This window comes from Lactiplantibacillus sp. YT640 (genome assembly GCF_049745435.1).
GTDB lineage: Bacteria > Bacillota > Bacilli > Lactobacillales > Lactobacillaceae > Lactiplantibacillus > Lactiplantibacillus plantarum.
In genome coordinates, this window is sequence record NZ_JBMNVY010000012.1 from 1 (window position 1) to 17,750 (window position 17,750).

A 17,750-nucleotide genomic window follows, 5' to 3' on the forward strand; every position below is an offset into this window, starting at 1 on the left:
CAGCCGTAAGGGTTGTCCGTATGATAATGCGCCAATGGAATCCTTTCACGCTTCCCTCAAAAAGGAATGTGTTTATCCAGTGCCGGTCTTTGAAGATTATGAAACTGCCGCTGCCGTCCTTTTTGAATATGTGCATGCTTTCTACAATAGGAAGAGAATTCATAGTTCACTGGGCTACCAGACCCCCTTACAAGTTGAAATTGCAACACTTACGAGCCAAATGGCCGCCTGATTTAATGCTTTCCAGGGTTCAAATAAGTTATTAATCGCGATTAATGATTTATTTGAGCTGTGGAAGGTAAACGCGGTTCTGAATGTCTCTTAAAATCTGTCTCAAATATTGACTTCAATCCANCCAGGGTTCAAATAAGTTATTAATCGCGATTAATGATTTATTTGAGCTGTGGAAGGTAAACGCGGTTCTGAATGTCTCTTAAAATCTGTCTCAAATATTGACTTCAATCCATTCCGAATCTAAAATTAAAGTGTAATACATAAAAAACTACCCCCCAAAAAACCATCGAGGCCTATTTCCCCTACCCATACTCACCTTGGAAACACGGATTAGGCGTAAATCCAAACCGGTAAATTCGCGATTTTATTTCCAAAAGATAATTTATGCGATTCTTAATTATTACTGAAATCCAATCCATTCAAGATGTTTTGAACCAATACGCATGGTAGACACTTACTTATCAGGTATCATAGATGGTTATTTTATTAACTGATCCACTATTTAACGTACGTGTTACACTTGTTTTGAGAACCCGGAGTAGAAAAATTAGTGGCTAATTTGATTATAAAAATCGCCTTTAATTTCTAACATTCAATGCGATATCTTCATTTTTATTTTCAGATAGCAGAATAAGGCTTCTACCAAATTGCTCAATCAATCCTAACTCACTATAAATATAAAATTTACATCTATGCTTTCTATCAGGATTATCGTCAATCTCCATATCAATCTCTATTTTTACACGCCCAGAATTATCGGCCGGTAAAAAGCTTAAAGAAAATGCTGGTGTAAAATTTCCTTCTTTTTCACCAAATTCCACATAAATTTCTTCTTTAGCGTCGAAAGAATATGCAATAATTTTCTCGCCAATTTCTTTTAAATCTGTATCTTGTACATAGCACAGTTGATGGATTGTTACAAATTTTGATTTCGCATTAATACTTAGTTCTAATAAATTATTATCTTCCCAATTTTTTGATATTTCTAAATTACTCATATTTTCTCCTCTCGTATTACTTATTCTCACATTGGATGAAACGATACGACGAAACCGTTGTCCCCATATGCGACTCGATATACTTTTCCATTAATGTTATAGTCCGCCTATGCTGTTTACATACCCCTTTAAAAATAACTTTCAGCAATATCAATGTCATGTGCCATTTCTAATCCTGGAAACTTTTTATCCAATTTCCTTAAACAATCAATAAACTTTTGACTTTTCAAATTGACAGAAATATCCTCAAAAACTTCACTGATCCAATATAAGTCCGTCCGCATCACAATCTTCTAAATACTTTATTGTAATATCCTCATTAAGAGACAAAAGTTCAGTCACTTTGTTCCAACATTTTTCAATACCACAATCATCATCCACATTTAATTTTTTCCTTCAACCTGTCCAAACTTGCGGACTTATCCCAAGTGACCTGCGCAACGGTCTATTTTGCACATCTCTTACTCACCAAGAGAATATGGCACTAACGAGAATCGGAATCAGTTAATTTGACATTTTAGATAATAACTCTGTTATAACAAACTATAGATCAGATGCTTTTTCCTTGAATTTATTATATATTTTCATAAATTCTTCTTTTTGAGTTCTTTATAGATTTGTACGTATTTAGCATTTCATCTAAGTAGTTCCAGTATTCCCCGGGTGCGTCTGTTTTTGGAACAGGATTTTCTTCTGAGTCTCTTCTAGTTCCACTAAAATCTCCATCCGTTAAATGATCAGCAACATTATTATTTACACTTTTCTTTTGAGCAGGCGTCAACTCTTCTTCAATACTTTTTGGAGTTTTATCTCCACTCATTTTCTTGACCTCATATAAACATCATTAATACCCAACTAGATCCGTTAGAAATGATGCCCTTATTTTCATACCAGTAATCGTCTAAAAAGTCCAGAACGCGTAATTTCATCAACATTCTGGATCTTCAACCGACTTATTTTGTTTGCTTATTGAATCGTTGTCGTCTCCAAACAAACAACAGGACATAGATAACGGTAATCACCAAATTACCAACTAAACTAGTTATCAGTTCTCAAATGCCGTCACCAAGTACCCGCACAAAGACTAACCGGACGATAAAATACCAACATGTGTTGTTGCCTCCCTCATAACTCAACTTTTCTATGAAATAACCGATACTCGGCAATTAGCCCTTGTCGAATATCGGTTATTTTAATCTGACTAATTCATATTACTTATCGGCCCGGTGCTTCCCCCAAACAAATAAGCCATAGTAAATCAAACTGAATAACAAGCTACCGACTAATGACGATACTAGCCCATGTGTCGCAGTTTGTGTCATCACAGCTAAGATTGCTCGAACGGCAAAATAAGCTACTGGAATAATGACATCTACTAAATTAGTTTGGGTCCTTTTTCTCAACCAATAACTCCATAATCCTAATCCCAGCGTAATTCCTATGATGACTGCTCAAATAATGATAATCATTGTCATTTTTTACTATTTTTGAATACCTTTACGAGGTCCAACATCACCCTTTCCATTGCCATACCCATCACTGTCTTATCCAGCAAATCATGGATATGGTCCAGAACATTTAAAAGCTGCAAATTTTGATAATAGCTAAGAATTTTCAGACTTGTCATAAGTGATTAGCACAATGGTATACCATACTAATCGTGGAACACTGGACTAACAAAAGCCACAGTTGAACCAGAAACTCATACCCAAGGACCAATCGATGCGCTCCTGAACCATCACTGGTCTTCAAGTTATCCAAAGCCATCTGGAATGGGCTAATCAGCTAAAATCCTGATTAAGAACGAGTTGAAAGTATTGTACTTGATTTAATAACTCAGGGATTCTTGTTTTTAAAATGGATCTTTATTTATTATTTCAGCTTTAAGACCTTTACTAGCAATAATTATTGGTGCTGTGTCAAAATCTTCAGCATTAATCTTAAATATATAATTTCCTTCTTCTACTTGGTATTTATCGATGACTTTCCACATTTCTTTGCCTGCTACCAACTCTATAAATGGCTTAGAATTATTTAAGTTCCAATACAGCAAACTAGACAGATAATAAGGTTTCCTGAAATCAATGTTAATAGAAAACTCATCATATGAAGTATCTATTCTACCTGCTGCAACAATATCTCCACCATCCACACTAGCAAATTCAAAATCCATCCATAAACATTTTTTTAAATAATTGTTAACCTTTAATATTTCTGAATTGATTTCTTCTATATTCATATTTCTCTACTCTTTCTCTATTTACCGACAGGGATATGGGTATTCTTAGCAGCTTTAGGATTAAAATCTGGATTAGGCTTACCACCTTTATGGAACTCTTTTAGTACGCTCTCATGCCACCAATTCTCATCAACATCCATATATTCTACCTCACTTCTTTGCTTTCCTGAGACAGGCACAGAGTTCAGGGATGTCCAAGCCACACCTGCTAAGCATAAACACTTCTTACCGGTAACGGCAACTTTCCCCGTAATCATGGTATAAATATCATTATACCTAACTAGATTCGTCAAAAACGAAATAATGCCTTTATTAATACCTGCAATAGTCTAAAAAGTCCAGCACGCGTAATTTCATCAACATTCTGGATCTTCAGCCGACCTATTTTGTTTGCTTTTGCTTATTGAATCGTTGTCGTCCCCCAACAAACAGTAGGGCATAAACAACGGTAATCACCAAATTACCAACTGGTATGACACTACCAACTAAATTCAACTTATTGCGTTTCCCTAATGCATAACTCCAATAGCCCAAGCCAATCGTGATTACCCCCGTAATCAATCCAATCACAATAAATACCAACATATGTCGTTCCTACCCTCATAACTCAACTTGTCTAAACTTTTCTATAAAATAACCGATACTCGGCAATTAATCCTTATCGAATATCGGTTATTTTATTTTTATCTGACTAATCCATATTACTTATTAGTCCGGTGCTTCCCCCAAGCAAATAAACCATAGTAAACCAGACTGAATAACAAGCTACCGACTAATGACGATACTAGCCCACGTGTCATATTTTGTGTCGTCACAGCTAAAACTGTCCGAACGACAAAGTAAGCTATTGGAATGATAGTGCCAACAAAATTAGATTGATTCCTTTTTCCCAGTAAATAACTCCAGAATCCTAAGCCCAGCGTAATTCCTATGATTACTACTCCAATGATTATAATCGTTGCCATTTTTCAATCTCCAATCATTTTTTGCTATTTTCATACTCTTTTACAATATCTAAAAAATCATTTCTCCAAGAATATTCTTTCGCATAGTCTAAACATGATTTGCCAAATCCATCTTTCAAATTGTAATCTGATCCTTTATTCAGCAGCAACTGATACATTTCTTTATTGTCCGAAGTTGGCAAATTATTTATTGTAATAGCATATTTCAATGGAATTGCATTGTATTTGTCTGTCGCATTTACATTCACTCCATGTTTAATGAAAAGATTTGTTATTTCCATTTCATATTCTATAGTAGGTCGCAAAACACAAAAATAAAATAAATGAAGTGCATTTCGTTTTTCTTTTTGTGTAGCATAATTCACATCTATTCCTTCAGCAAATAAGAACTTTATTATTTGAAGTTTTTCTTCTGGATTTTTATCATTAGTAACTGCCATACATAATAAATTCAAATCCAAGTTTCCACTAATCACATTAATATTTCCTTCATAAAAATTTTTAAAGTCTTGAAACGTGCCATCCCTTACTGCATCAAAAACATTTAATATTTTCATTGTTTTTTCTTCTCCTTTTTATTGTTCATATTTATGATTTCTATTAGCTGAAGGTGTCTCAAATCCAAAATTATTTGGGTTAGCTTGAAACTCCTTCAATATTTTCTTAAAAAATAACCGGTACCCGGCAATTATTTCTCATCGGATACCAGTTATTTCTACTGACTAATTCATTTTACCCATTAGCCAGACGCTCCTCCAAATAAATAAGTCATAGTAAATCAGGGAGTTTATTCTATAAGGAAAGTCCGTGCATACAAGCCTTAACTATCACTAGAATTCAAACTATCAAAGATGCTTTGAAATACTGGCCACGGCAAACACTTGCCCATCAGCCATCAATGGATGGCTCTACAGATATTAATCAGCCCACTATTTAAGAATGACTCGAGGGTGTTACACTTGATTTGACAATTCGAGATTGAACTCAAGTTTAAAATTCAGGAAAATATCAATTCTCAAATAAGCTAGATTCTTAACATTACTTCATCACCACTAGCTACCGGAGACCCTAACTAAAACAGTGCGATGTATGTTATTTTAGTTATTCATCTTCATAAATTACTGTTCCTATGTAATTAATACGATAGTTCTCACCTGTAGCAATTTTCCTAACAACTTGTTCTTTATCATAGCTATAATCATACAACAAAATAATCGCATTATAACTATCCTCTTGATCTTTAAATTGAGAACTCAACTGATTATCAAATGACATTGTCACTTACTCTATTACTTGATGAACTGCCGTTAACCAATTCTGCCAAACCTCAGTCTGAATACGTTGGCTGTGTGGCAGATACGCTGCCTTCCAGAGATTACAACTCAATTTACGTACAGGATGCGTATGCAGTGCATTGTCCGGAAATTCAATTTCAAAATAATCCCTTACCATTAAGAAGGCCTTCAAAATATCTAATAGCTTTTTATTACCAGAGCATCTCGAAAACTTCCCCTTCCAATAGCGATATTCTTCATTATTTTCACTGATAGCTCTATTTTGCTGCAAAAAATTACCCAATTCACTATCATCACTAACCTGATAATAATGCTGTAAAAATTTCACAAACGCATAATACGACTGTGTCAAGTTCACCTTTTCCAGACTGGGCCCCATCGGAATTTCTGGTCGTGGCGCTGGCAAAACCTTGGCAATTGGAAATTGATTTTGCCGAAAACCCTTTTCCTTTGGATTAGGCAATGATTGCCCCGTTTTAAGAAAGGGCGATTCATTGACTGGCACAACATTAGGATTCGTAATCCAATTAACAGCCGCGACCCAATTTTGCCACACGGGTTCCTGATTTCGTTGAGATTCTGTCATCTCACAAATTATTCTAATGTTATATGTCAAGCTTCCTGATACTGGTGTCGTTGCTGCGATATCCGGCAAATATTCATTCACAAACTGCTTGACGGCTTGAAAGCTCTCAAACACAGTGTGATTTTCGTTGCTCACGTCGCTAAAGAAAGCATGCCAGTCTTCCGCAATTGCCTGATCAAACAATTCCCCATCATCACTCCAAAGTGTGACACTCCCCAATAGACTTCCAAGATCATCGTCTCTACTAGCCCAATAGTAGGATTCCAAAAACTCAGACATTGAAAAGTAACTTTCCTGTTCACTTAATCTTTTTGTCAAGGTAACTTCACTCCATTCTTGATATACCAAGAAACTTTATGCATTCCATCTTTCATAGCAGGAACTGGTCGACTATTAATACCACCATCAGTTATTTTACCATCGCGGACCCTAAGCAAAGTATCATCGTGTCCCCGTGACCAAGTTGTAACCGGTAGCGGCATCTTTCCCCGTGATCATGGTATAAATATCATTATACCTAACTAGATCCGTTAGACATGAAATGATACCTTGATTAATACTGGTAACAGTCTAAAAGTCCAGAACGCGTAATTTCATCAACGTTCTGGATCTTCAACCGAACTATTTTGTTTGCTTCTGCTTCTACAAGAAGCGGAAGAAAATGAGAAAAATGACTCTTCTAATCCATAAAACACTATAAAGAAAGTCAGTTTGTTGGTGCCCGAGGAACTCACTAAATAGCTAGCACTTTAACTTGTTCCTCGAGCCTTTTCAGCATAACATGCCCATCGTTTGCTTTAGCATTTGAATCTGTTCTTTAAAATCTTTTCTACTTCGCCCTCAAAATCTAGCAAAATAGCGTATTAAAAACCTAATTCCTTCGTTAAAAGTTGTTTTACCTCACAGAATTAACCGATTACTCTAATTCTAATACTTTTTTATTCAAATGAAATTTGTACTGTGTTTTCATTTGTATTCTGTTTTACCTGTTGAATAATTTCTTGTACTTCAGCTTCGGAAAGCTTTTCATCTTCATGTGGCGGTTCCCAATTCTTCATAGAATCTTTGAATACAACAAATTGACCTCCCACTAACATTTCTCCCTCTGCCTTCACCGCATACTCATTCTCCAAATCAAATTTCACATGTGAACTACTACCTGTAATTTTCATTTAACTTACTTCCTCTCAAAAATTATTTTTTCAATTCCTGTTTTAGGATCAATCGTTGTTATTTTCGTTACTTTAGGATTATTTTTTAATCTAGGTAGCTCAACGTTTTCCCAAATATTCCCTTTTCTCAACTCTGAACCAACTACCGCACGAACTTCACCAGAAACTTGTTCTGCATACGAACCAGAAGCCAAATCCCAAGCTTTCATTGACTCAGGTTTATTAAAGTCCCATTCTGGCATTTTAATATTTTTATTTCCTATTGTTGATTCTAAAGTAACGCCACCTTTACTTTTAGCTACATCAGCCGCTATGTCAGCTCCACCAACGCCATCTGTTCTACCAGACCAAAAGAATGCAGTATCTGGCTCTGTTTTTAATTTGGGATGAATTTCGTCAATATTAAACCCTTTAGCCCCACTGGCTTTCTTAGCCTTATGGTCCTTTTTTACCTTATTCTTAGCCTTTCGTTTTGTAGTCTTAGCTTTAGCACCCTTACGCTTGCCCGGCTTCTTTTTAGTACCGCCCTTTTTCCGTGCATACGAAGCTTTCCTAGCCTTGCCCGCAGCTTTTTTCTTGTTATATCGCTTCTGCTGCTTCTTGGTCGTTTTATGCTTCGTGCCATGGGAAGTCTTTTTGGGCTTTGCCTGTTGATGCTTAGCTTTTTTGGCAGTCTTGACCTTTTTAGCTTTACGAGCCTTCTCAGCTGCCTTTTTCGCAGTCTTTTTGGCGGGCTTTCGTTTAGCTAGTTTCTCGGCCGCTCGCTTTGTCGCCAGTTTAGTTGCTCGGGCGGCCCGTTTGATCCGGCCACCATTCTTCGCAACTTTCTCGGCCTTCTTAGCAGTTGCCAGAACCTTCGCGGCCTTTGCTAACTTAGCGACTTTCGAGACAGGCACAAAGTTCAAGGCTGTCCAAGCCGCTCCTACCAACCGCGAGCGCTTCTTACCGGTAGCGGCATCTTTTCCCGTAATCATGGTATAAATATCATTATACCCAACTAGATCCGTCAAAAGCGAAATGATGCCTTTACTGATACCGGTCTTACGACTAAGCGTGGCAATTACAGCACTACCTTTGGATGCATGCTTTTTCGAAGATTTTTTCTTGTTAGACTTGCCGTGCTTCTTAGATGATTTCTTCTTACTGGATTTACCATGCTTCTTGGAAGATTTCTTCTTATTGGAAGATTTCTTCTTGTGCGACTTGCCATGTTTCTTGGAAGACTTCTTCTTACTGGACTTGCCATGTTTCTTGGAAGACTTTTTCTTATTGGACTTGCCGTGCTTCTTAGAAGACTTCTTCTTGTGCGACTTGCCGTGTTTCTTGGAAGACTTTTTCTTATTGGACTTGCCGTGCTTCTTCGAAGATTTTTTCTTGTGCGACTTGCCATGCTTCTTAGAAGACTTCTTCTTGTGCGACTTCTTATGTTTCTTGGCCGCTTTCTTCTTGTGTGACTTCTTGTGCGACTTCTTATGTTTCTTAACGGCCTTCTTCTTATGCGCCTTTTTATGACGCTTTGGCGTTTTTTTCTTATGCCTTACCGCAACTTTCCGCCGATGCGGTGCTTTACGGTGGACGACTCTGCGCTTAGCTTTGCGATGTGCACGATGAGACTTCTTGGCGTGACCACTAGCGCTATGTCGCACCTTATGCTTCCGAGTGTGGGTCACACCACGGCGATGTGCGGAGACTGTGTCGACCGAGCTGGAAAAAGCCGTGAAAACTAGAACAAACACCATTAGGCCAATGAGGATTTTTTTAAGAACCTGGCGTAATTTTATCATATTAGTCACGCCCTCGTTTCTTAATAACCATCGTAATCGCTACCGTGAGTATCAATAAACCCACTCCTAGCCAGACCAACCAGGTCGCGACCGCGGAGTTCGTTTTAGGCAAAATTTGGTTCAAGATTGGATGTTGCTTCTTGAACGCCGATCGTTGCTTAGCACGACTTGCCGCCGCAGCACTTGCTGAGGTTACACTTGGAACTGACGCACTTGCCGTCGTAGCCCGCGACTGCCGTGGCGCTGTAGAACTGGTAGCGGCTACGACAGTTGCTCGGTTAGCCTTGGTCGTTGGCGTGGATGAAGCCTGCTTCGTATTAGCTTTAGTTGGTACTGACGATTGACTAGTGACCGTGCTAGAGCCTACTGCTTGACTGCTACCATTAACACTATTCGACTGAGTTTGGCTGGAACGAGCTGCGGCCTGTTTATCCGCGTCAGCCGAATCACCGGTCGTACTTGAGCTTGATGAGCTTTCTGAACGACTATTTTCACTTGAGCTAGTTGAATGACTTGATTGGCTCGCATCACTAATACTTGCCGAACTAGTCGAATGGTCGGCCGCACTTGAAGCTGTACGGCTACTATCACTACTATTAGTGCTCGACTCACTGGCAGCACTCTCAGAGCTGGTCGTCGCACTACTTGCTGGTGCCGCAGTCACATCATTGTTTTCGGCTGCCCACGCATAGCCTGAACCCAATGTATAGGCCATTCCCTTATCACCATCATAGGTATCTAGGTAAAAGCCGTCACCATCGGCCCCACCATCAACTTCAACGGTTGTATCTGGCGACACATAAAGGTTCTGTTCCCCTTGATCAGCCTGCAGCGTTCCTTCATATAACAGTTTGCCATTTTGAGTCAGACGCGCCCGGGTATTCGTAGCTTGCGCAAGGGGCGTTGCTGCGCTGCTTGGATTGTTGTTCGGCGAAACCCCTTCATCATTACTGAATACCGGATCATTGACTGGCACGCCTTCCTCAAAAGAAGCGTCCTCACCCAAGACAACCGGCGTGGAATTGGGTTCTGCAATCAATGCTTGTACCGCTGCACTCGTATCACTATTGAGACTGCTCGAAGTTTGGGCGCTGCCCAGTGCACTACTTGTGTTTTGATCCTCAGTAAATGGTGACTTGAAACCCAGTCCACTGTCAGTAGTTGTTCCAGTGGTCGTATCATCGGTATTGGTTGTTTCACCGTCAGTAGTTTGACTAGTGCTTGATGCCGCACTACTATCCGTCTTTGAATCAGCACTTGCACTAGTACCCGACTGGCTTGTAGCCTCAGTGTCGCCTTGACTATTCGCTGAACTTGCATCGACACTACTGGACGCGTTCGTTGCGTTGGTCGAACTACCAGCTGTTGATTCATTAGTCTCAGTTTGGTCAGTCGCTGTCGTACTTGTCGACTGATTACTACCAGACTGACTAGTATCAGTCGTTGTCTTGGACTCAGTCGTTGCTGCTTGACTCGGATTGATTTCTTTTTGTGCGGTAACTTTCAACCCATTCAACAATCCTAAGTCGTATTGTTCGCCAGTCACCATTGATTTCAACCCGTCAACCGTGTTGGTCTGCTGACTCTTAGTGCCATTCGCGTTAGTCACCGTGGTCACTGTCTTAAGCTGACCACTTTTATCAAAAGTCGTGACCGTTTGCTCTGCGCCTAACACTCTAGTCGCAGTCACTTGGCCTTGATCATCAACCTTAAAAGTGACAGTCTCATTCTTAGATAATTCAAACGTATACTTCGAATTATAATCAAAGACTAAGCTGTTATCTTGGGTACCGTTTGTATCACTAGCCGCAATCGCAACTTGAGCAGCATCCTGATTATATTTGACCGTAAAGCCACTATCGTTGGCATAAATCTGCGAGACAGAACGGACATTATGCTTCGTATCTTGTCGTACTAAAACACTACTTTGATTACCAACGTCAACCCACTGCCCAGTCGTTGGTTGGTAATAATAATTGACCGTTGTTGGCTTTTCCGTTACCGTTCCCTGGGCATTCGTCGGTAAGCGATCAGTATCAACTGTGTACAAATCTTCGAAATCAGTTGCCTCAGTCGTGTAAGTATCACCATATAGACCAGTGACATCCAATTCGTCCAGCTTCTGCCCATCCGTTAACAAGTAATTGACATGAATGTTGTATGGCAACGGATCATAATACATCACGGCTTCTTTGGTAGTCTTGCTAGCAGTGCCACGGGTATGTTCATCCAATGTGGCATTACGCTTATATCCAGTTATCGTTTTGACCTGCTTAGTAACATCATAAGCTTTCCCGTAACCAACTTTGACTGTTTCATCAGGAGCAACTTTATCAGTAGAATCGGTCATGTAATGATGTACCGTGATGGTCGCTTGATTGTCAATGGTATTGGTGACGGTATTCGACGTCTTAGTCTGCTTATCTATTGCCGTTTTACTCAGTTAATGAAAGCATGAATTTCAACCATTACTCACAAATAAAACCGTGAGGACCGTTGTCAATTCCAACAGTCCTCACGGTTTATATCAAATCAGTCATAAAATTATGGCAATACATTAAACAACAGTGCGCCTAACGCGCCACCAACCAATGGTCCAGCGATTGGCACCCAACTGTAGGCCCAATCAGAAGTTCCTTTATTGGCGATGGGCAATACCGCGTGCGCAATGCGGGGACCTAAATCCCGGGCCGGGTTAATTGCATACCCGGTCGTTCCACCCAGAGACAGCCCGATAGCGATAATCAGAATTCCGACAACAATCGGGTTCAATCCCGCCGTAAATTGGCCTTTCGTGAAGGCTAACAAGCCAAAGACTAGGACGAACGTTCCAATCACTTCACTGATAAAGTTCCAGAAATATCGCCGGATACCAGGACCGGTTGCAAAAATGCCGAGAATCGCGCCAGCATCCTTAGTTGCTTGCCAGTGTGGGTAGTAGTGCAACCAAACCACGAGGCCACCAATCACCCCACCAGCAATCTGAGCCGCACTATATGGAATCACGTAGGCCCATGGGAACTTACCGGCCACTGCCATTCCTAGTGAGACCGCTGGATTAAGATGTGCGGGGCTCATAAAGCTGGACGCATAGACGCCCATCGTGACTGCAAATCCCCAACCTAAGGTAATCGCGACCCAGCCCGCATTTTGCGCTTTGGATTTATTGAGCGTTACCCCAGCTACAACCCCATCACCTAACAGAATCAAGATAAAGGTCCCGAGAAATTCCCCCAACAATTGTAGTGCTAATGGATCTTTCATCATGACCACCCCATTCCTTAGCCCTGCTTCAGTGCTGTTAAGTCCGATTCAGCAATCGTCTGATTCAATAATTCGGTTTGTGCTTTGACCGTTGCAGCATCCCAACCAAGGTAATCGGCCATTGTCGCTATGACGCCATCCTTTAAGCCATCCAGCGTATCTCGCATGAATAACAAGTGATTAGTGCGCCGCAGCAAGTAGTCGACTGGCGTCAGGGTCATTTCTTCATCCAAAGCATAACGTAAGCTAATCGTTTCGGCTAAACTCAGACCATGCGTCGGTTCAACTTTACCAATCAAACTAAAGACCCGCGCAGCATTGGAACCGTACATATTTGCAATCCGCAACGCTTCATCATTCGTCAAACCATTATCCGTCCCTTGTTTAGCATAAAATGCAATCGTTGCATCCACGTTGTGCGGATCAATATCGCCACCAGAAACGGGGAGGTTCTTCGAATTGATTTCATTAAAGTGGGCATCATACTTATCTGCTAAAATCTTGGCAATCAGCGCCATGGCACCCGCAGCCATTTTACGGTAATCAGTAATCTTCCCACCAGCAAGGGTCAACAGCCCGTCTGGACTACTAGTCAACGAACTACCGCGTGACACCGCTGACGGACTGAGTTTGTCCTCTGCCAAGGAAGTTTCCAAGTCATTCAGGACACTTTCGACATCTTCACGACTGGCTTCCTGACTTTCAAACTGATCAACAACCTTGATAACTTCCTTGAAGCTCTTATCACTGATTTTCCCTGAATTACCACCGTTATAATCGGAACTACCGTTAGCGGCAATCAGTGGCCGCAATCCGGCCCAACTAGCCTCAATATCATCTAAGGTGATTTTAGCAGTTGGAAAGCGACGGTTGACGATTTCCAACAAGTAGTCAACATCTTCTTGCGTAACGGTCGGGTGTTTCAGATCACCATGATAATCCGTATCAGTCGTTCCGAAATACGTCTTGTTTTCACGTGGCACCACGAAGATCATCCGGCCATCTTGATCACCAGAATCAAAATAGGTTGGTTGTGGCACTGGGAGTTTCTCAGCGTCAACGACTAAATGTACACCCTTGGTTGGCCGCATCTGGGATTGATACTTTTCAGTATGGTCCATCTTACGAATCGTGTCTGACCATGGACCGGTCGTATTGATGACGATTCGGGCATGAATCTCGAACGATGCACCAGTCAATAAGTCTTCAGCGGTGATACCATTGATCCGGCCATCATCATCATGTAAGAGGCCGGTCGCCTTCACATGACTTGCCATAATCCCACCATTTTCGTGAGCCTTCTTAATGTTTTCAATCACTAGGCGCGCATCATTATTCCGAAAATCAAGGTAAACACCGCCACCAACTAAATGTTTAGGGTTCAGCTGTGGTTCCCGTTGTAAGACTTCCTCGCGTGAAAGGGTATAATTGGTGAATTTAGGATCTTTAACTTCGGCGAGCTTATCATACAGATCCATCGCCACTTTGACAGAAAAGAGGTCGAAGGTCGCTCCCGTCTCATCATAAATCGGCAATAACATTGGGTCGGGCTTAGGAATGTGTGGCGCAATCCCCTGGACAACCGCCCGTTCTTTAACGGTATCGGCAACTACCCCCACGTCAAACGTCTTTAAGTAGCGAATGCCCCCATGGACCAGTTTCGTCGACCGTGATGAAGTCCCTTCTGCAAAGTCTTGCATATCGATCAACCCGGTCTTCATGTTCATTGCAGTTGATTGAATGGCGACACCGGCACCGGTAATCCCACCACCGATAACGAGTAAATCTAACGTTTCATTTTGTAAGCGTTCAATATTTTGTTGACGCGTCGTTGCTGAAAATGCCATGTTGTTGTCCTCCTCTATTTTCCTGCGTGGTATGGGGTGTGCTTAAAGACTTGGGTCGCTTTGACCGCTGCCTGCCATCCCTCGTATAAGTTCGTCCGTTCAGCTGGCCCCATCTCAGGGTCAAAACTCGTGCCGGGCTTATACGACGCTTTTAATTCTTCCAAATCCTGCCAATAACCAACGCTAAGCCCGGCTAAGAAGGCAGCACCAAGCGCTGTCGTTTCCAGATTAGCAGCCCGCATAATTTGCGTATCCAAGATATCCGCCTGAAATTGCATCAACCAGTCATTACGAGCAGCGCCACCGTCAACTTTTAATACTGGAATCTCAATACCGGAATCTTTCTTCATTGTTTCAACCACGTCCCGCGTTTGGTAAGCCAATGCTTGCAAGGTTGCTTTAATAAAATCTTCACGAGTCGTGCCACGCGTCAAGCCAAAGACTGAGCCACGTGCTTCAGAGTCCCAATATGGTGCCCCTAAACCAGTAAAGGCCGGAACCACATAGACTTCATTTTCATTATGCGATTCGCGCGCCGCCCGTTCAGAATCAGGAGCGCTTTCAACCAGGCGAATCCCATCACGCAACCACTGAATCGCTGAACCGGCAACGAAAATTGACCCTTCCAAGGCGTAGTACACTTTACCGTTGATGCCGTAACCGATCGTGGTCAATAGGTTATTATCGGATAATTGGGGTTTTTCACCGGTGTTCATCACGATAAAAGCCCCAGTCCCGTAAGTATTCTTCACGGTTCCCGGTTCAAACGCCAGTTGACCAAACAAGGCCGCTTGTTGATCACCAGCCATCCCACTAATTGGAACTTCCGACCCAAAGAAATGGTAGTCCTTGGTCTTGCCATAAACTTCAGAATTAGTGCGAACTTCTGGCAACATCGCCGCTGGAATATTTAATAATTGCAAAATCTGGTCGTCCCACTTCAAATCATGAATATTGAAGAGCATCGTCCGACTGGCATTGGAATAATCCGTCACGTGGGTGGCCCCACCGGTAAGTTTCCATAGGAGCCACGTATCGATCGTTCCAAAGAGTAATTCACCCTTTTCAGCTCGTTCTTGGGCCCCCTTCACGTGGTCTAAGATCCAGCGAATTTTAGTTGCCGAGAAGTAAGCGTCTGTGACGAGTCCCGTATGTTGATGAATCAAATCACCATAGCCATCTTTAACCAGCTTCTCAGCAATCGGCGCGGTTTGCCGTGATTGCCACACGATTGCGTTATAGATTGGCAAGCCAGTTTGCTTGTCCCAAACGATGGTTGTTTCCCGTTGATTCGTAATTCCAATACCACTAATTTGAGCGGGTTTGATTCCCGATTCAATGAAGGCATTCGCAATAGTAGACAAGACAGCATTCCAGATTTCATTGGCATTATGTTCGACCCAGCCCGGCTGCGGGAAATATTGTGGAAATTCCCGTTGTGAGTCGGCCACTTTATGGCCCGCATGGTCAAAGATAATGGCGCGGGTACTGGTTGTCCCTTCGTCAATTGCCATAATGTACTTGTCGGTCATGGTGTGTCACTCCTTAGTCATAACAGTTTTATGAAAACGCTATCATAATTGATGATTGAATCATACCATGTCGCGACCGTTTTGTGAATAGATTTGCATAAATTAAATTTTGCACAATTGAATTTACTTTAAAACTAGTTTGTACTATGTCACAGTTCGATACTGCCATAGCAAGCATCGTAGCATTTAAGCGATCGCTTCTAGTTCTATAAAATAATTAATTTGCTAACATTAGTGCCACCGCGACGAGCTACAATTTTGACATTTTTTCACAGTACTTACACGCCAAGATAGTCGCACAACGAAAATGACGACCGTCTGTTTGCGACATCATTTGGCCTTCGTATTCCACTCCAAACGCCGGTCAAACAAAAAAAGAGTGACCGGTCATTCCTGGTCACTCCGTTAGTGCTGACATATTCAGTTAAGCTGAATAGCTGGACTTTGATTTAATTCAACCACACATTAATACAAATATTGTAAGTCACTAGCCGGCGTTGGGTAAGCCAATACCAACCGTTGTAAATCTGGTAAAGTCACGTGTTTTTCAATTAACAACGTGAAGTAGTTAATCATCTCGTCGGCAACATCACTTAGAAGGGTAGCACCCACAACCTGCCCACTCGCTTTAGCAACCACTACTTTAGCTTGGGCTTGTTGTGCGCCAAAGCGGTAATAAGTGAACCACTTCGTCATATCAAGTGTATTGACACGATACTCATCTGGATGCTCAGTCGCCACGGCCGCGCTGATCCCGACTTGCGCTAAATTGGGCGCTGCAAAAACCTGCGTTGGCACAACGGGATACTTTATGGCTGCGCCGGGATGCGTCAACTCACCGACCAGATAACGCGCTTCAAAACCTGCAACTGGCGTTAACTTCGGTACCGGTGTATCGCTGACATCCCCAATGGCATAAATGTGCGGGTTGGCCGTCTGCAAATGATCGTTGACTTGAATCCCATGCCGATCAAAGGTAACGCCCACGTTGGCTAGACCTAACTGGTCCGCGTTCGGAATCCGTCCCGCTGAGCTGATGACCAGATCCGTTGTCAGCTCGAAATTATCAGCTGTCAATTGTAGACCGGTCGCCGTTTTAGTAATTGCTTGGACATCCGTATTCAAGTCAAACGTGATTCCATCAGCTGTCATTGCGGCCATCAAATCCTTAACCAAATCTGCATCAAAAGCTTTTAACGGGCGGTCATTATGATGAATCACGTGCACATCAGCGCCAGCGGCATTCGCAATCGTCGCCAATTCAAAGCCTACGTAGCCACCACCTACAAATGTCACGCGTTTAGGCATCTGGTCCAAATCTAAGAAGTCAGTGCTCGTCTTAAAGTATTCGTGCCCGGTAATCGGTAGAATCGCCGGACGCTGACCAGTGGCAATCACGTAATCAGTCGCACTGACTACTCGATCCCCGACCGCTAACTGATTGTCGGATTGAAAGTGTGCTTGGCCATGTAACGTCGCAATATCTTGCCCCGTTAGTCCGTTCAACGTCCCATCGTTGATGCCATCCGTATAGCCTCGTTTATGCGCCATCAGTGCTGGCCAATCAATTTTGGGCGCGCCAATCAGGCCCTGCCCTTGTAAATGTTGCGCCGCTTGTCGCGCTTCGACGGCGCTTAACAGGATTTTCTTAGGGTCACAACCGCGGTTAGGACAAGTGCCGCCCCACAGATCCGCTTCAACGATCAACACTGTCTTGCCCTGGGCCTTTAATCCGCTAGCCATGGCATTGCCGGCTGGTCCGCCACCAATCACAACAACATCGTACTGTTCCGCCATTCGAAATTCCTCCTTAAATTCATTAGCGACCATCAAT

Annotated in this window: 17 protein-coding genes and 3 pseudogenes; 1 reads left to right on the plus strand and 19 read right to left on the minus strand. The window is 42.1% G+C overall.

Translation table 11 applies throughout. From position 1 onward, the window contains the following. Positions 1-232, plus strand: a 232-nt coding sequence (locus tag ACOV1R_RS08975; protein WP_347071368.1) for an IS3 family transposase, incomplete at its 5' end; no start/stop codon positions are given. Between the two features lie 580 nt (positions 233-812). On the opposite strand, the gene ACOV1R_RS08980 is transcribed toward ACOV1R_RS08975, so the two are convergent. From ACOV1R_RS08980 to ACOV1R_RS09070, 19 genes and pseudogenes are all read right to left on the minus strand, one after another. Next, on the minus strand, positions 813-1,232 hold the full coding sequence (locus tag ACOV1R_RS08980; protein ID WP_003643792.1) for a hypothetical protein: 420 nt from the start codon (positions 1,230-1,232) through the stop codon (positions 813-815). Between the two features lie 574 nt (positions 1,233-1,806). After that, on the minus strand, positions 1,807-2,052 hold the full coding sequence (locus ACOV1R_RS08985; RefSeq protein WP_003646456.1) for a polymorphic toxin type 28 domain-containing protein: 246 nt from the start codon (positions 2,050-2,052) through the stop codon (positions 1,807-1,809). Positions 2,053-2,185: 133 nt separating this feature from the next. Next, positions 2,186-2,389 (minus strand): annotated as a pseudogene (locus ACOV1R_RS08990) (hypothetical protein). 54 nt (positions 2,390-2,443) lie between these two features. Then, positions 2,444-2,677, minus strand: a complete 234-nt coding sequence (locus tag ACOV1R_RS08995) for a hypothetical protein (RefSeq protein ID WP_313771394.1) — start codon at positions 2,675-2,677, stop codon at positions 2,444-2,446. A 407-nt stretch (positions 2,678-3,084) separates the two neighbouring features. Continuing rightward, positions 3,085-3,471 (minus strand): hypothetical protein, encoded by a 387-nt coding sequence (locus tag ACOV1R_RS09000; RefSeq protein WP_064578404.1) that lies wholly within the window; start codon positions 3,469-3,471, stop codon positions 3,085-3,087. A gap of 17 nt (positions 3,472-3,488) precedes the next feature. After that, a complete protein-coding gene (locus ACOV1R_RS09005; RefSeq protein WP_003646452.1) occupies positions 3,489-3,728 on the minus strand; it encodes a hypothetical protein in 240 nt (79 codons plus the stop codon). Between the two features lie 124 nt (positions 3,729-3,852). Beyond that, positions 3,853-4,056, minus strand: coding sequence for a hypothetical protein (locus ACOV1R_RS09010; RefSeq protein WP_003643788.1), 204 nt, complete (start codon positions 4,054-4,056; stop codon positions 3,853-3,855). Between the two features lie 116 nt (positions 4,057-4,172). Further along, entirely contained in the window at positions 4,173-4,436 is a 264-nt protein-coding gene (locus ACOV1R_RS09015) for a hypothetical protein (RefSeq protein ID WP_016511578.1), read from the minus strand. A 14-nt stretch (positions 4,437-4,450) separates the two neighbouring features. Continuing rightward, positions 4,451-4,993, minus strand: coding sequence for an ankyrin repeat domain-containing protein (locus ACOV1R_RS09020; RefSeq protein WP_016511577.1), 543 nt, complete (start codon positions 4,991-4,993; stop codon positions 4,451-4,453). Between the two features lie 544 nt (positions 4,994-5,537). Continuing rightward, on the minus strand, positions 5,538-5,711 hold the full coding sequence (locus tag ACOV1R_RS09025) for a hypothetical protein (RefSeq protein WP_016526893.1): 174 nt from the start codon (positions 5,709-5,711) through the stop codon (positions 5,538-5,540). A gap of 6 nt (positions 5,712-5,717) precedes the next feature. After that, positions 5,718-6,635, minus strand: a complete 918-nt coding sequence (locus tag ACOV1R_RS09030) for a hypothetical protein (protein ID WP_016511937.1) — start codon at positions 6,633-6,635, stop codon at positions 5,718-5,720. 150 nt (positions 6,636-6,785) lie between these two features. Beyond that, positions 6,786-6,881 (minus strand): annotated as a pseudogene (locus tag ACOV1R_RS09035) (pre-toxin TG domain-containing protein); the annotation flags it as partial. A gap of 374 nt (positions 6,882-7,255) precedes the next feature. Beyond that, the gene (locus ACOV1R_RS09040; protein ID WP_003646448.1) at positions 7,256-7,489 is read right to left on the minus strand and encodes an Imm74 family immunity protein; all 234 of its coding nucleotides are present in this window, start codon (positions 7,487-7,489) and stop codon (positions 7,256-7,258) included. 5 nt (positions 7,490-7,494) lie between these two features. After that, complete coding sequence (locus ACOV1R_RS09045) at positions 7,495-9,273, minus strand: pre-toxin TG domain-containing protein (RefSeq protein ID WP_208226634.1); 1,779 nt, start codon at positions 9,271-9,273, stop codon at positions 7,495-7,497. 1 nt (position 9,274) lies between these two features. After that, positions 9,275-11,710: pseudogene (locus ACOV1R_RS09050) on the minus strand (MucBP domain-containing protein); the annotation flags it as partial. Between the two features lie 107 nt (positions 11,711-11,817). Then, complete coding sequence (locus ACOV1R_RS09055; protein ID WP_003641945.1) at positions 11,818-12,540, minus strand: MIP/aquaporin family protein; 723 nt, start codon at positions 12,538-12,540, stop codon at positions 11,818-11,820. 14 nt (positions 12,541-12,554) lie between these two features. Then, on the minus strand, positions 12,555-14,384 hold the full coding sequence (gene glpO / locus ACOV1R_RS09060; RefSeq protein WP_003643774.1) for a type 1 glycerol-3-phosphate oxidase: 1,830 nt from the start codon (positions 14,382-14,384) through the stop codon (positions 12,555-12,557). A 14-nt stretch (positions 14,385-14,398) separates the two neighbouring features. Next, positions 14,399-15,916, minus strand: coding sequence for a glycerol kinase GlpK (gene glpK, locus ACOV1R_RS09065; RefSeq protein ID WP_003643773.1), 1,518 nt, complete (start codon positions 15,914-15,916; stop codon positions 14,399-14,401). A 465-nt stretch (positions 15,917-16,381) separates the two neighbouring features. Then, on the minus strand, positions 16,382-17,713 hold the full coding sequence (locus ACOV1R_RS09070) for a dihydrolipoyl dehydrogenase family protein (RefSeq protein ID WP_054519219.1): 1,332 nt from the start codon (positions 17,711-17,713) through the stop codon (positions 16,382-16,384). Positions 17,714-17,750 lie beyond the last annotated feature (37 nt).